Here is a 13,096-nt window from a genome sequence, read left to right as displayed (position 1 = left end):
AATGTCGGATGGACAGACGATACGGAGGGCACCTTTACGGGTCGTAGTGATCGCGGCATCGTGGCAAGAGCGCGCAAGCCTGCAAGCGCTTGTCGAGGCGAACCCGGCACTTGAGTTCCTGGGTAGCGCGCCCGACGCCGAAAAGCTCGTCGATTGCCTCGCCGGATCGGTGCCGGATGTGGTCGTCACCGACATCGCGCCGGAGGCGAGCGATGCGCTCAAGACGCTACTCGAACTCTCACCCGTGTCGCCGTCGCTCGTCCTGTTGAGCGACGACCCGGACAGCGACTGGATCCTCGATGCGTTGCCGGCCGATGCGGCGGCTATCCTGCCGCGCAACGCGATACCAGCTGAAATCGTCGTGTCCATCGAAGCCGTCGCCGCAGGCCTTTGCGTGCTGACGCCCGACATCCTCGCAAGGCTACTGGCCGAAACAAGACCGTCGCGCCAGAAGGGATCCGGCGAACCGTTCGAAGCCTTGACGTTACGAGAGATCGAAGTGCTGGCGATGCTCGCCGACGGACTCGGCAACAAGGAGATCGCGCGGCACCTCGACATCTCGGACAACACGGTGAAATTCCACCTCTCGTCAATCTTCGGCAAACTCGGTGCGACCAACCGCACCGAAGCGGTGATGCTCGGCATGCGGCACGGATTCATCATGGTGTAGACAAGCTCGCGTTTTTCTACCCACGACACTAGACGACGTCATGCTCGAACGTTTTCCACCAACGTGGCAATACCATAGACCACGCTGTGGCAGAAGCCAGCCCAGTTTCTGCCGTTCGATCAAAGACACAAACAACGGCCGCTTTGAATACTGGAACGGCCGTTAGCTGACGTGGCCTTTTGCACCGTTGCTCTGGTCGCGGCAGTGCTTGCTGCTGAATGGTTTTATCGTCACACTCCATGCTGCGGGAACGTTGCAGCGACGCAATTTCGCGCAGCATTGGCAAGCGATCGAACAAGCAAAAGGCCCTGACAACGCCGTTCCGCACCGCGATGCCTACCAGCTGTAGCGCACGCCGAGATCTCCGACGACGCCGTTGCGGCGGACGTTGCTGTCTCCACTCACGGCAAACTGATAGCCGAACTGGCCGTACAGGCTCAAACGCTCCTTGATCTTCGCGGTGACACCGCCGGCGAACTCCACGCGCGTGGCCTGCACGTTCAGTGGCACCGGGTCGGTGCCGAAGGCCGTGCTCGCCTGCGCGCCCCAGTCCCGCCACAGGTTGGCCCGCACGTACGGCTGCCATACGGCACCGTTGCTGCCCTCGATGGTCCACTGCCCTCGCAGGCCGAGCCGCCCGGTGGCGCCCGAAGTCGAGCCCAGCGCAACCGGCCCCAGGCCGTCGTTCTCATCGCTGAACGATACGTGCTGCCAGATGATCTGCGCCTGTGGCTCGAGCACGAAGCCAGGCCCTAGCGGCAACGGCACCGGATAGCCCCCTTCAAGCGAGGTCACAAACCCCGAGCCGCGCAGCGGCAGGCTGGCGTACTGCGTACCCGCGTTGCCGTCGTAGTACGTGCCCTGCAGCACCGCATCGAGATACCAGCCGCTCGGGCCATAATGCGTCCAGTAGCCACCGCCCGAATACGCATTCAGGTGCATCGAACCGGTGTGCTCAAGGACGTAGCCGGTGGCCGCCGCGTTGGTGACGAGACCGTCGACGTCGACATTGCCATAGCCATAGGCGAAGTACACGCCGGCGGTGTCGCGATGGCCCGGCCAGATGCTGCCGCGCCACAGGTCGAGGCCAGTCTGCAGCCCGCCGACCCAACCGCTCGCACGTGGATCGGCGAACGCCCGATAGTGGTTATCGACCTGCTGACCGAACACACGGCCCCAGGCGGACTGCGCCCAGCCCGAACCGTCCGTGCCGCCACCGGCGGCCGTAAGCGTGTCGCCGATGCGCTCATGCAGCGTGCCGAGCATCGTCAGGCCCATCTGGCGGGCGATGGGCTGGACGACGCCGTAGGTCGCGAGCTCCGGTCCAATGATGGGCCACACGCCCGGCGGCGGTGAAGGTTGAGGCGGCGGTTCGGTGCCGACGTTCTCCTCCGGCCCCGGCGGTTGAGGTGGTCCAGGTGGTCCTGGAGGCTCGGGTGGTGGGCCAGGTGGCGGTGGCGGTGGCACGATGAAGGACGACCGCAGGAACCAGCTGGTGGGGTCCGTACCGTTGCGGCCCCCCGGGTACAGGCGATAATCGAACAGGCCCGCGCGCAGCTCCGGGTTATCAAGGTCAAAGACACCGGGTGTCGCCGCGGTTGCTTGCTGCACTACGAGGATGCCGTTCCCCGGGGTCGACGCGCCCGGTCCACCGACATTGTTGACGAAAATACTCGTGGTGCCTGAGGCCGAGCCAGTAATCAACTTATCGGACGCAGAGCCGTCGCCGCCAAGAAAACTGTTGAGCACGAGGTGGCCGCCACTACCGGAGTAGCTACCGTTGACGGTCAGCGTCGTGGCTGGACTGGATTCACCCGCAATTGCCGGGAGCACGACCGTGCCCGCGTTCGAAAGGCTGGGGAGCGTCTGGTTGAAGCTTTGCAGGGCGAGCGTTCCGCCAGGATTGACCACGGTCGCGGAATTCGGACTGAAGACATCGACCGCGCCCGCTGCAAGCGTGCCGCCCGTCACCGTTGTCACACCGCTGTAACTGTTGGCTGCATTCGTAATGAACGTGCCGCTGCCGATCTTGGTCAGCCCGCCCGCGCCGGTGAAGGCCGAGGTGGTATCGGTGGCGACCGTGAAGCCTTGACTGTCGATGCTCAGGCCGCCCGCCATGATGTTGAGTTCTGTGCCGGAAAAGGCAGTGAGGAAGCCTGAATTGTTCGTCAGCGCACGCAAGGTGCCGTCGTTGAAATTAAGCTGTGCATTGCCCTTCTGGACGCTGGTGCATCCCTGCTGGCCGATGCGAACCGGATCGCAACCGGCTGTCAGGAACGTCGTCGCCAGTGTGCCGCCGCCATTCACATTGACGGTGCCCGTGCTGTTGGCCAGAACTGCGACGTCCATTCCGCCGTTGGCCGTAGTCAGTCCGCCATTGATGATGTTCAGAGTGCCCACCCCCGCCCAGCCGACACTGATCTGAGGGCCGCTGGTATAAGTGGCCCCGCCGCCAGTGCCGTTTACCGTCACCGTACCCACGGAGTTGGAAAGCCAGCCGATCTGATCGGCGGTGGCAAAGGGGCCCCCCGTGATATTGAGCGCTCCGCCGCTGGTGATCGCGATGAAGCCCGTGCCGCCGGTGGTGTCGGGCGGTCCGTTGACGCCGGAACCAACGCGCAGAAATGCTGCGTTGACTGTCCCGCTGTTCTCGATGGTGAGATTGCCCATCCCCCCGTTCTGACCGAGCTCCAGATTGCTGGCGTTGGCCGGCGAACTCGTAAAAGTCGACCCCGGACCGGTCACGATCACCGTGGCCATGTTTCCGGCACCCACGCCCCATATGTTTCTGGCGACGGACCCGGTGTTGGATGTGACGCTTGCGCCGCCTTCGATGGTGAGACTGCCGTTTGCGCCGTTGCCGACGCCAACGGCCGCGGGCACCTGGACGGGGCCCGTGATGGTCGAGGTAGACGGCAATTGCGCCGTGGGGGTCACGTTGCCCGTGGTCGTTATTGACTGTGCATGAGCGAGATCGGCAGCGCCGGTAGCGCCCAGGGCAGCCAGAAGGGGGAAAACTACAAGCCGGAACGTTGTTAGAGCGCTTTTCGGTGCGCCTTCGTCTGACGCGTCGGGGTTTGCCATCCCGACCCGCATTATCTTAGCCGGGTGATACAGGAAGTTGTCGAAGGCAGACGGCGGTGCGCCTGACCTGAATGCCTTGCTGCCCAATGTGGTCGGACGCTGAAATGGAAATGATTGGTTCGGCGACGCTGCCGCGGCAATCGGACCGCGTTGCATGAGTTGGCGGAACTTGCCGTGCCAGCAATCTGCATAGGGCCTGGTCATTGGGACCGTGACGCCGTGCTCGGTCAGCGATGGCCAGGATTGCGCCGCTTTCGTGCATCCCTCTATCTGCATTGCGTGCCCCCTCTAGAGATTGACACGGCAAGTATTGAAGTCGCGGAAGCAAGCCGCTTGCGCTTGCTTCTGTTGTTGTAGTACCGAATGATCAGACAAGCCAATGAAATTGGCTGCGCGCGCCAGCAGTATTCAACGCTTGGCGCAGCTCCAGGTCCGCTAAGAGCTGTCCCCGGACGCTTGAATGTCATTGCGCGATATAGCTTGAATGACCGGATGTGGCCGATCCCGGAAATCGAGCGGCCTCCGGTGATCGTCGGCCGCACCGCCGCGTCGAACTTCCGTAGGCGACCCACAAGGGACGGTCAACTTTCCGCGAAGCGGACATTCAAAATGATTGATGTGGTCTGCCAGACGAGGTGCCGAGTAACGACCATCAGTCGGAAGCATCGCATCAGGTAGCGTTGGCCTTCGTTGCTTCACGGGCGCGATACGCCGCGACTTTCGCAATTGTCCCGCACGCCCGTCCGTCTGGACCACCTTTTGTCATACTGCACCAGCGTTTGCTGCCGTTGCGTGTGTGATCGTCTTCAGACGTGCCCACTCGCCCGACGCAATGGCATTTGTCACTACGGCTACGATATAACCGACAAAGCTCGCTTCCGACGATTCGATAATCAACTTCATAGCGCCACCTATCCATCGGGTTTTCACACGTAGTGCAGCGCTGTTGAACCATTCATTCAGTGCGTCGTTACTGGAACCTTCTCCTTGGCATGCACTGCGCAGATCAGCACGTCCGTTGCAGCCTGACCGGAGTGTCGGCTCGCGATAGGCACTGGTGCGGAAACGCCTTCCGCCACACTTCGGGCGCACGAGCCAATGCGGGCAGTGCGTCTGTTTCTTCACGCGTGTCGTTTGGAATCGACCAGGTGTTGATGAACCGTCGCACGGCTTCAAGCTCTCCCGGTGCAGTCTGGTTGTGATCCGGCATAGGTCCGCACGCGGCATCTGCAGTCTATGTTGTGAACGGCGTAATCGGACTTACATTCATGCTGTCCGCGAAACGCTGGCTGGTCCGGATAAATCCAGCGACCTCGACCATGTATGCGTACCTGGCTGCCGCAATTGCCTTCACAAGCGTGGCTGTATTCGACAGTCTCGGTTGGTTCCTTTTATTTATCGCCGGATACACGATCATCGAAACAATCATGCTCCCGGCACTGGAAACCATGATCGCATCGTTGGCTATCGACGGAAGTCAAGGAACGTTTTTTGGCGCGCTGAGTGCCGCAGGGGCACTAGGTGGCGCCGCTGGTTACTACACCGGCAGTTGGCTCATCTTGAACGGAACATCGCTCGAAACATGGTCGACATTCGGCGGCGCTGGGGCAATCGGATTCGCAGCGTCCGCTCTGATACTTCCGGGAATTCCGCGCCGAGTGTCGCTAGAGTAGACACGCGGCAGTGATACGGTCACCTCCGCAGAGAGCATTCATTTGAGTGACAAGCCTGAGTACCTCTTCATGGCCGGGCGCCCCTCATGCAGTGCGCATACGCCGTTTGAACCTCGCAAGGCTGCGACCGCTAGCACGCGACTCTGAACGGCCTTCGAATTGCATATAGCGGCCCTTCAATATTCACCGAGGCCAATTTCACGCGCGGCCTTGACCGCGAAGCGGGCAATCACCCGGCGGCCTCAAATCTGAAGTGCAACACCTGTTTCGTATAAGGTGTTGCGATGCACGAAAGAACTCAGTATCAACAACTTCAGCCTGAAGAGCGCCTGATCATTGCAAGTCTGCATCTGCAGGGTTCGAGTATCCGGGCCATGGCCCGGATACTCGGTCGCTCGCCAGCCACCGTTAGCCGTGAACTGGCGCGAAACAGCTTGCCTGCTGGCTACGCGTCCGTGTCGGCTGAAGCGCTCAGTGCCGCACGCCGCAGCGCGGGTCGCCGCCCCCCAAAGCTTTGCCTGCAAAGCGTCTGCTGGCGCATCGTTCTCACTCTGCTCGAGTGGAAATGGTCACCTCAGCAGATATCGGGCACACTGACGCGTATGTATCCGACCGACCCAACCCAGCAGGTTTCGCACGAAACCATCTACACGGCTATCTACGCCCAGCCGCGCGGCGAACTGCGCCGTCAGGTCATTGCGTGCTTGCGCCATGGCCACAGCACGCGCATGCCGCGTACACGGGGCACAGACCGGCGCGGACAGATTCCCGACATGGTCAGTATTCATGTGCGGCCGCCCGAAATCGAAGACCGACTGCTGCCTGGGCACTGGGAAGGCGACTTCATCAAGGGTGCCGGCAACCAGTCCTCGGTAGGCGTGCTGGTCGAACGGACCAGCCGTCTGGTGCTGCTTGCCAGGATGGAAGATGCCACCGCCGCTTCAGCGCTGGCCGGCTTCTCCGCCAAACTCAATTCGATTGTCGCGCCATTACGGCAGAGCTTCACCTACGACCAGGGCAAAGAAATGTCGCGGCATCAAGAACTCACCGCCGCAACCGGCGTGAAGGTGTACTTCTGCGACCCGCACAGTCCCTGGCAACGCGGCACTTGCGAAAACACCAACGGGCTGCTGCGCCAGTATCTGCCCAAAGGCACGGACCTTTCGGTCTACAGTCAGGACGAACTTGACGCTATCGCCGACAGTCTGAACAGCCGACCTCGTGCCACTCATGCCTTCCATTCGCCGTTCGAGGTCTTCGCCGCGACCCTTGCTTCAGCAAGTCAACCTCAAGGCTCTAAACATTAAACCCGCTGTTGCGCTTCACTCTTGAAACCGCCCCCTGAATCGTCATTCAGGCGACTTTGTGCGCCATTCCGTTGCTGCTTTATTTTTCTCGCTAGAATCACCGGCTGCCAACCGCTCCGTCACGCTGCTCCCGATACATTCGGCTTTTCTAACAATCAACTTTTGATTAGAAGGAACACTCTATGTCAAGCGATTCGAGCAAACTGGATTTGGGGGATTTCGGGAGGTATATGGAAACTCTCGTGCGTGACTGGCACGTGCCGGGAGTCGGTGTGAGTATTGTCAGGAATGACGAGGTCGTGATGACGCAGGGGTACGGCCATCGTGACGTTGCGAAAGCGCGGCCATTTACTTCCTCGACACTGTTTCCAATCGCGTCGAATACGAAACTTTTTACCGCTGTCGCTGCAGGTCTGCTGGTTGAACGCGGCCTGCTGAGTTTCGATGAACCGATTCGCAATGCAGTACCCAGTCTGCGGTTTTATGATCAGTCACTTGATGCGGCAGTCACATTACGCGACATGCTCGGGCACAAAACCGGTGTGCCGCGTTATGACATGATCTGGTACGAATCGGACTACTCGACGAAGGATCTCTTTGATCGCATCCGGTTCATGAAGCCGATTGCTCCGCTGCGCTCGCGGCTCATCTACAACAACATGATGTACGAAGCGGTCGGCCATATCATCGAGCTGATAAGCGGTAAGCCATGGGAACAATTCATCAGCGACGAGATTCTGGTGCCCCTTGGTATGCACCGAACCTTGTTCACGTATGGCGACGCAAAAGCCGACGACCAGGGAGACTACGCGTTACCTTTCTCTGAACGACGCGACAGTAATGAATTTTGGCAACCACCTGCGCCGAAAGATGACGAGTGCAGTCCGGCGGGCAGCATCGTCTCCAGCCTGGAGGACATCGCGCGCTGGTCGATCATGCTGATGAACGACGGACGGATCGACGGCAAGCAAGTCATACCCGAGAGCGTTCTAAAAGCGACGCTCGCTCTCGGCTTGCCGTGGCCAACCGAAATGAGTGACGTGTTCGGCTTCAAAACCGATCTTAACGGCATCTACGGCATGGGACGCATGACGGCCGCGTTTCGGGGTCATCTGTTGACGAGTCATGGCGGCACGCTGCGTGCGTTTCATTCGCAGGTGTCATATCTGCCGGAAGAGAAGATCGGTGTTTCTGTATTCGTGATAGGCGACCATTGCGCCCCGCTAAGCAACGCGATCGGCTTCGATATCTATAGTCGCGCGCTTGGCCTCAAAGAGACCGACTGGACGGCGCGCCTGCTCGACTTTCGCAGGAAGGCAAAGGCGACAATGCGCGAGGCGCGAGAACGGGCCGTGCCACGTGCGGTTCCGAACACACAGCCGTCGCACAACTTGGCGGATTACGCCGGCTCGTACGAGCACCCGGCGTATGGAACGTTGGATATCACAATTGACGGCACGCAACTCCAGTTCGCATTCCGTCAGGTCAAGCTGCCCCTTAACCATTTCCATTACGACCGCTTCGACACGGCTAATGACGAGACGAATGGCGCGTGGTCGGTTTCGTTCCTCACGAGCATGCTCGGCGATATAGATCGCGCGGCGATACGGCTTGATCAGGCGGAAGCGGTGTTCGTTCGCCTGCCAACGCGACCCGATGCGGGCGTCCTTGCAAGACTTGTCGGCACGTACAAAACGCCTCTTGGGAGGAAGGTCGGTGTCAAGCTGAGTCGAGACAACGATATTGCATTGTTTCATCCGGGCGAACCGGCCGATGTCCTAAAGCCATTCAAAGGCCTGCAATTTCGCAGCAGCGATTTCCCGGACATCACGTTTGAATTCGTTCTCGATGAGGACGGTCGTGCGAAAGCACTTCACCACTGGAATGCACATGTCGAGTTAGAGTGGCCGCGCATCGACGACTCCATCCCCGCTGACGCGCTCGAAAGCGATGGGCTGCTCAAGAGTTAGCCTGACGTTCCCGGCAGACGGCTGTGGGTACAGCTAACTGCCCAGACACGCTGCCTGCTCACGTGCTTTAATAGAACCATCCTTTCCCGATGCACCGCCTTCGTCATGACAACCTTTGAACCGGTCACATTGACTACCACGCGTCTCATTCTGCGGCCGCTGCGTCATGAGGACGCGCAAGGGCTGTTTGCGATCTGGTCAGATCCTGAGGCAATGCGCTATTTTCCGTTTCGAGCGATGACATCGCTAGACCAGGCAACGGATCGCGTCTCACGCAAATTGAAGACGTCAGCCGACGGCCAGGATTTCATCTGCGTAGTTGAATTGCGGGCGACCCGTGAAGTGCTCGGCGACTGCGCTCTCTTTAATGCGAACGAGGGCGGCCTCAAATCTGAAGTGCAACACCTGTTTCGTATAAGGTGTTGCGATGCACGAAAGAACTCAGTATCAACAACTTCAGCCTGAAGAGCGCCTGATCATTGCAAGTCTGCATCTGCAGGGTTCGAGTATCCGGGCCATGGCCCGGATACTCGGTCGCTCGCCAGCCACCGTTAGCCGTGAACTGGCGCGAAACAGCTTGCCTGCTGGCTACGCGTCCGTGTCGGCTGAAGCGCTCAGTGCCGCACGCCGCAGCGCGGGTCGCCGCCCCCCAAAGCTTTGCCTGCAAAGCGTCTGCTGGCGCATCGTTCTCACTCTGCTCGAGTGGAAATGGTCACCTCAGCAGATATCGGGCACACTGAAGCGTATGTATCCGACCGACCCGACCCAGCAGGTTTCGCACGAAACCATCTACACGGCTATCTACGCCCAGCCGCGCGGCGAACTGCGCCGTCAGCTCATTGCGTGCTTGCGCCATGGCCACAGCACGCGCATGCCGCGTACACGGGGCACAGACCGGCGCGGACAGATTCCCGACATGGTCAGTATTCATGTGCGGCCGCCCGAAATCGAAGACCGACTGCTGCCTGGGCACTGGGAAGGCGACTTCATCAAGGGTGCCGGCAACCAGTCCTCGGTAGGCGTGCTGGTCGAACGGACCAGCCGTCTGGTGCTGCTTGCCAGGATGGAAGATGCCACCGCCGCTTCAGCGCTGGCCGGCTTCTCCGCCAAACTCAATTCGATTGTCGCGCCATTACGGCAGAGCTTCACCTACGACCAGGGCAAAGAAATGTCGCGGCATCAAGAACTCACCGCCGCAACCGGCGTGAAGGTGTACTTCTGCGACCCGCACAGTCCCTGGCAACGCGGCACTTGCGAAAACACCAACGGGCTGCTGCGCCAGTATCTGCCCAAAGGCACGGCCCTTTCGGTCTACAGTCAGGACGAACTTGACGCTATCGCCGACAGTCTGAACAGCCGACCTCGTGCCACTCATGCCTTCCATTCGCCGTTCGAGGTCTTCGCCGCGACCCTTGCTTCAGCAAGTCAACCTCAAGGCTCTAAACATTAAACCCGCTGTTGCGCTTCACTCTTGAAACCGCCGAGCAATGCCGGCGCGCGGAGATAGGCTTTAGTCTGAAACGCAAGCATTGGGGAAACGGATTTATGCGAGAGGCGGCTTCTGCGATAATCGAGCATGGTTTCGGCACGCTGAATTTACACCGGATTGAAGCGGATATCGACCCACGGAATTCAGCCTCGGCGCGTCTTCTCGAGCGGCTCGGGTTTATCCGTGAAGGGTTGTTGCGTGATCGTTGGATAGTTGGCGACGAGGTGTCAGATAGCGCGTTGTATGGCCTGCTTGAACGTGATCGTCTGGCCTATATAGACACTAACTGCCGCTAGACCGATGAACTTGCCACTGTCCCTTGAGAGGCTGAACTCTCCAGGACGGCGCAAATTCACTTCGGGGTGTCGACTTACCGGAATTGCCTTACCACTACTGCAATCTTTGGTGCGATGGTGGCCACGCGACAAACGGGAGCGGCGCACCGCCCCCAACTCGCCCATTATTCATTTTTCGTTGCGCAGCCCAAGCGAATGAAAGTGAGGATTTGTCTTCCATTTGACGACCACGTGGACGCAAGCTGCCACCTACTTCAGCTCCGACGTGATTAATCCGACCTTCACAGAGGAGCCCCATGCCATCGAAAGATCCCCTTACACCCAGTACTCGCTTTCTCGATGACAACGCAATCCGACGCATCCTTTCGGACCGGATCGATACCCGCCACGAAGGCGTGGGAATCGTCGTTGGAATGGCGGGCGACGGCGAGCGGCGCGTTGTCGGCTATGGCCGATTCGATCAGAACGACGCCCGTATCCCCGACCAGCACACTGCGTTCGAAATTGGATCAGTGACGAAAGTGTATACCGCGATCCTGCTCGCGGACATGATCGCGAGTGGCGAAGTCTCGCTTGATGAGCCAGTTCAGCGTCTTTTGCCCGGCAATCCGGCCGTACCAGAACGCAACGGCAGGACTATCACTCTACATGATCTTGCGACGCATACATCCGCGTTGCCCCGTCACCCCGACAACATGGCCGGGAACGGTTCACCCGACCCGTTCTCGGGTTACACGATCGATCTTCTTTACGCGTTCCTGGCCCGCTACGAACTGACCCGTGACATCGGCTCGGAGTTCGAGTATTCGAACCTCGGCGTTGGCCTGCTGGGCTATGCGCTTGCATGTCGGGCAGGAACGGATTACGAAACCGTGCTGAGGGCTCGCATCCTCACACCGCTGCAACTGGCGAGTACGGCCATCGCACTGCCTGACGAGATTGAAAGGAGGTGCATCCCTGGTCACGACCTCGACCTGCGTTTCGCGCAGCGGATGGATCTCGGTCAGGTGTTTGGAGCGGCAGGGGCGTTGGTGTCGACGGTAGGTGATCAACTGCAATTTCTCGAAGCCGTGATGGGTCATCGGCCGTCCGCACTCGATAAAGCAATTGGCAATACGCTCGACATACGTCGGCAGCTTGGAGACCAGGTCATTCCACTTTGTTGGGGAATGGGCGTCGGCAGCACAGATGGCGAACCAGAATGGTTCGGCCATACCGGAGGAACACTGGGGTGCCGGTCGTTCATCGGGTTCGATCGTCGCGCATCACGAGGCGTCGTGGTGTTGGCGAACGCGGCGTTCGACGTCGGCGACATTGGCTTGCATCTCTTGAAACCCGAAAAACCCCTACGGCAACCGGTCAAGATTCGAAACGAGATCGACGTCGATCCCGTCCGCTTGCAATCCTATGCAGGGCGTTTCTGGCTGCGTCCGGACTTCATCCTGACGATGACGGTCGACAAGGGACAACTTTTCACCCAAGGTACCGGGCAACCGAGAATCGCGCTGTATCCCGATGCCGAACACCGATTTTTTGCGAAGTTGATTGACGCGCAGATTACCTTCGAAATGGACGATCAAGGGATCGCCGAAAAGCTGACGCTGCATCAGAACGGGTACGATCTGGTCGCGCGCAAAATGGATTCTTGATGACGCGAATTCCTAGTATCGCTATTGACTCGATTGTCGGCACAACATGACGATTTTCAACGACTGCGCTGTCACCCGCGGAGCAAGCGAGGAGTCTGAACGGCAACTGTCAACGACCTGGGATTCAGGATCGAACGTCTCACATTGGGCCGATCCCAGCCGTCGAAGGTGATGTGGCGTTCGCCTTCCTGGTCGTAAGCGCCTCGCGTCGGCCGTTCGTGATGTGTCGCGCGCATGTGGCACGCTATCGGTAACGCGTTGATCGATACCTCGCGGATACCGGCAGGAGACGTTGCGGCGATCAGGTTGTCGCTGACGGCGGAGTGGATTGCGTGGGCAACTTGCCGACCATGTTCCAGGGCAGCAGTTCGTCGATGCGACTGATTTTGTGGTCCGCGATGTGAGTCAGGATGTATTCCAGATATGCACGGGGGTTGATGTCATTCAGTTTGCACGAGCCGATCAGACCGTACATGGCAGCGGCCCGTTCGCCTCCACTGTCGGAGCCTGCAAACAGGAAGTTTTTCCTCCCCAGACTTACACAGCGCAGAGCGTTTTCGGCGAGAGCGTTGCTGATCTCAATACGACCGTCTTCGCAGTACAGAACGAGTGCGTTCCATTGATTGAGCGAGTAGCGTATCGCCTTGGCCAACTCGGATTTTGCCGACAGGGTCGCGATCTTGTCCGTCATCCACGCCTTGATGGTCGCGAGCACCGCGAGGCTTCTCTCCTGCCGTACGCGCAATCGTTCGGCGGCGGGCTCGCCCCGGATATCAGCCTCAATGTCGTAGAGTTCGCCGATCAGCTCGAGTACGTGCCTTGTCGACTCAGTCGGCGTGCGGACATGAACGTCGTATATGTACCGTCTCGCGTGATCCCAGCGTAAGCGCCTCGCGTCGGCCGTTCGTGATGTGTCGCGCGCATGTGGCACGCTATCGGTAACGCGTTGATCGATACC

At 59.5% G+C, this 13,096-nt stretch carries 9 protein-coding genes and 2 pseudogenes; 8 read left to right on the top strand and 3 right to left on the bottom strand.

Features of this window, described 5'->3' with window-relative positions; genetic code table 11:
- Window position 1: 1 nt before the first annotated feature.
- On the top strand, window positions 2–670 hold the full coding sequence (locus OKW28_RS20420; protein WP_429448350.1) for a response regulator transcription factor: 669 nt from the start codon (window positions 2–4) through the stop codon (window positions 668–670).
- A 336-nt stretch (window positions 671–1,006) separates the two neighbouring features.
- Here the strand turns inward: OKW28_RS20420 and OKW28_RS20415 are convergent, their stop codons facing one another.
- The gene (locus tag OKW28_RS20415) at window positions 1,007–3,754 is read right to left on the bottom strand and encodes an autotransporter outer membrane beta-barrel domain-containing protein (RefSeq protein ID WP_429448349.1); all 2,748 of its coding nucleotides are present in this window, start codon (window positions 3,752–3,754) and stop codon (window positions 1,007–1,009) included.
- A gap of 670 nt (window positions 3,755–4,424) precedes the next feature.
- Window positions 4,425–4,673, bottom strand: a complete 249-nt coding sequence (locus OKW28_RS20410; RefSeq protein WP_429448818.1) for a CGNR zinc finger domain-containing protein — start codon at window positions 4,671–4,673, stop codon at window positions 4,425–4,427.
- 349 nt (window positions 4,674–5,022) lie between these two features.
- Between OKW28_RS20410 and OKW28_RS20405 the strand changes: the two genes are divergently transcribed.
- The 7 genes and pseudogenes from OKW28_RS20405 (at window position 5,023) to OKW28_RS20375 (ending at window position 12,138) form a co-directional block, all read left to right on the top strand.
- On the top strand, window positions 5,023–5,427 hold the full coding sequence (locus OKW28_RS20405) for a hypothetical protein (protein WP_429448347.1): 405 nt from the start codon (window positions 5,023–5,025) through the stop codon (window positions 5,425–5,427).
- Window positions 5,428–5,711: 284 nt separating this feature from the next.
- The gene (locus OKW28_RS20400; protein ID WP_429448345.1) at window positions 5,712–6,734 is read left to right on the top strand and encodes an IS30 family transposase; all 1,023 of its coding nucleotides are present in this window, start codon (window positions 5,712–5,714) and stop codon (window positions 6,732–6,734) included.
- A gap of 230 nt (window positions 6,735–6,964) precedes the next feature.
- The gene (locus OKW28_RS20395) at window positions 6,965–8,704 is read left to right on the top strand and encodes a serine hydrolase (protein WP_429448343.1); all 1,740 of its coding nucleotides are present in this window, start codon (window positions 6,965–6,967) and stop codon (window positions 8,702–8,704) included.
- A 105-nt stretch (window positions 8,705–8,809) separates the two neighbouring features.
- The gene (locus OKW28_RS20390; RefSeq protein ID WP_429448342.1) at window positions 8,810–9,169 is read left to right on the top strand and encodes a GNAT family N-acetyltransferase; all 360 of its coding nucleotides are present in this window, start codon (window positions 8,810–8,812) and stop codon (window positions 9,167–9,169) included.
- Window positions 9,132–10,154, top strand: coding sequence for an IS30 family transposase (locus OKW28_RS20385; protein WP_429448340.1), 1,023 nt, complete (start codon window positions 9,132–9,134; stop codon window positions 10,152–10,154). Before OKW28_RS20390 ends, OKW28_RS20385 begins: the two co-directional genes overlap by 38 nt.
- Before the next feature lie 32 nt (window positions 10,155–10,186).
- Window positions 10,187–10,489 (top strand): annotated as a pseudogene (locus tag OKW28_RS20380) (GNAT family N-acetyltransferase); the annotation flags it as partial.
- A 296-nt stretch (window positions 10,490–10,785) separates the two neighbouring features.
- Window positions 10,786–12,138, top strand: coding sequence for a serine hydrolase (locus tag OKW28_RS20375; RefSeq protein WP_429448338.1), 1,353 nt, complete (start codon window positions 10,786–10,788; stop codon window positions 12,136–12,138).
- Between the two features lie 301 nt (window positions 12,139–12,439).
- Here OKW28_RS20375 and OKW28_RS20370 read toward each other — a convergent pair.
- Window positions 12,440–13,018 (bottom strand): annotated as a pseudogene (locus tag OKW28_RS20370) (IS66 family transposase); the annotation flags it as partial.
- Window positions 13,019–13,096: the final 78 nt, after the last annotated feature.

It is taken from the genome of Paraburkholderia sp. 40 (assembly GCF_050434105.1).
Lineage (GTDB): Bacteria > Pseudomonadota > Gammaproteobacteria > Burkholderiales > Burkholderiaceae > Paraburkholderia > Paraburkholderia tuberum.
Note: the sequence above shows the minus strand (reverse complement) of the source record. Positions and strands in the feature narration are given on the sequence as shown.

Coding starts and splice junctions, on each gene's coding strand:
- OKW28_RS20420 (WP_429448350.1), top strand. CDS start 2: ATGTCGGATGGACAGACGATACGGAGGGCACCTTTACGGGTCGTAGTG.
- OKW28_RS20415 (WP_429448349.1), bottom strand. CDS start 3,754: ATGGCAAACCCCGACGCGTCAGACGAAGGCGCACCGAAAAGCGCTCTA.
- OKW28_RS20410 (WP_429448818.1), bottom strand. CDS start 4,673: ATGGATAGGTGGCGCTATGAAGTTGATTATCGAATCGTCGGAAGCGAG.
- OKW28_RS20405 (WP_429448347.1), top strand. CDS start 5,023: ATGCTGTCCGCGAAACGCTGGCTGGTCCGGATAAATCCAGCGACCTCG.
- OKW28_RS20400 (WP_429448345.1), top strand. CDS start 5,712: ATGCACGAAAGAACTCAGTATCAACAACTTCAGCCTGAAGAGCGCCTG.
- OKW28_RS20395 (WP_429448343.1), top strand. CDS start 6,965: ATGGAAACTCTCGTGCGTGACTGGCACGTGCCGGGAGTCGGTGTGAGT.
- OKW28_RS20390 (WP_429448342.1), top strand. CDS start 8,810: ATGACAACCTTTGAACCGGTCACATTGACTACCACGCGTCTCATTCTG.
- OKW28_RS20385 (WP_429448340.1), top strand. CDS start 9,132: ATGCACGAAAGAACTCAGTATCAACAACTTCAGCCTGAAGAGCGCCTG.
- OKW28_RS20375 (WP_429448338.1), top strand. CDS start 10,786: ATGCCATCGAAAGATCCCCTTACACCCAGTACTCGCTTTCTCGATGAC.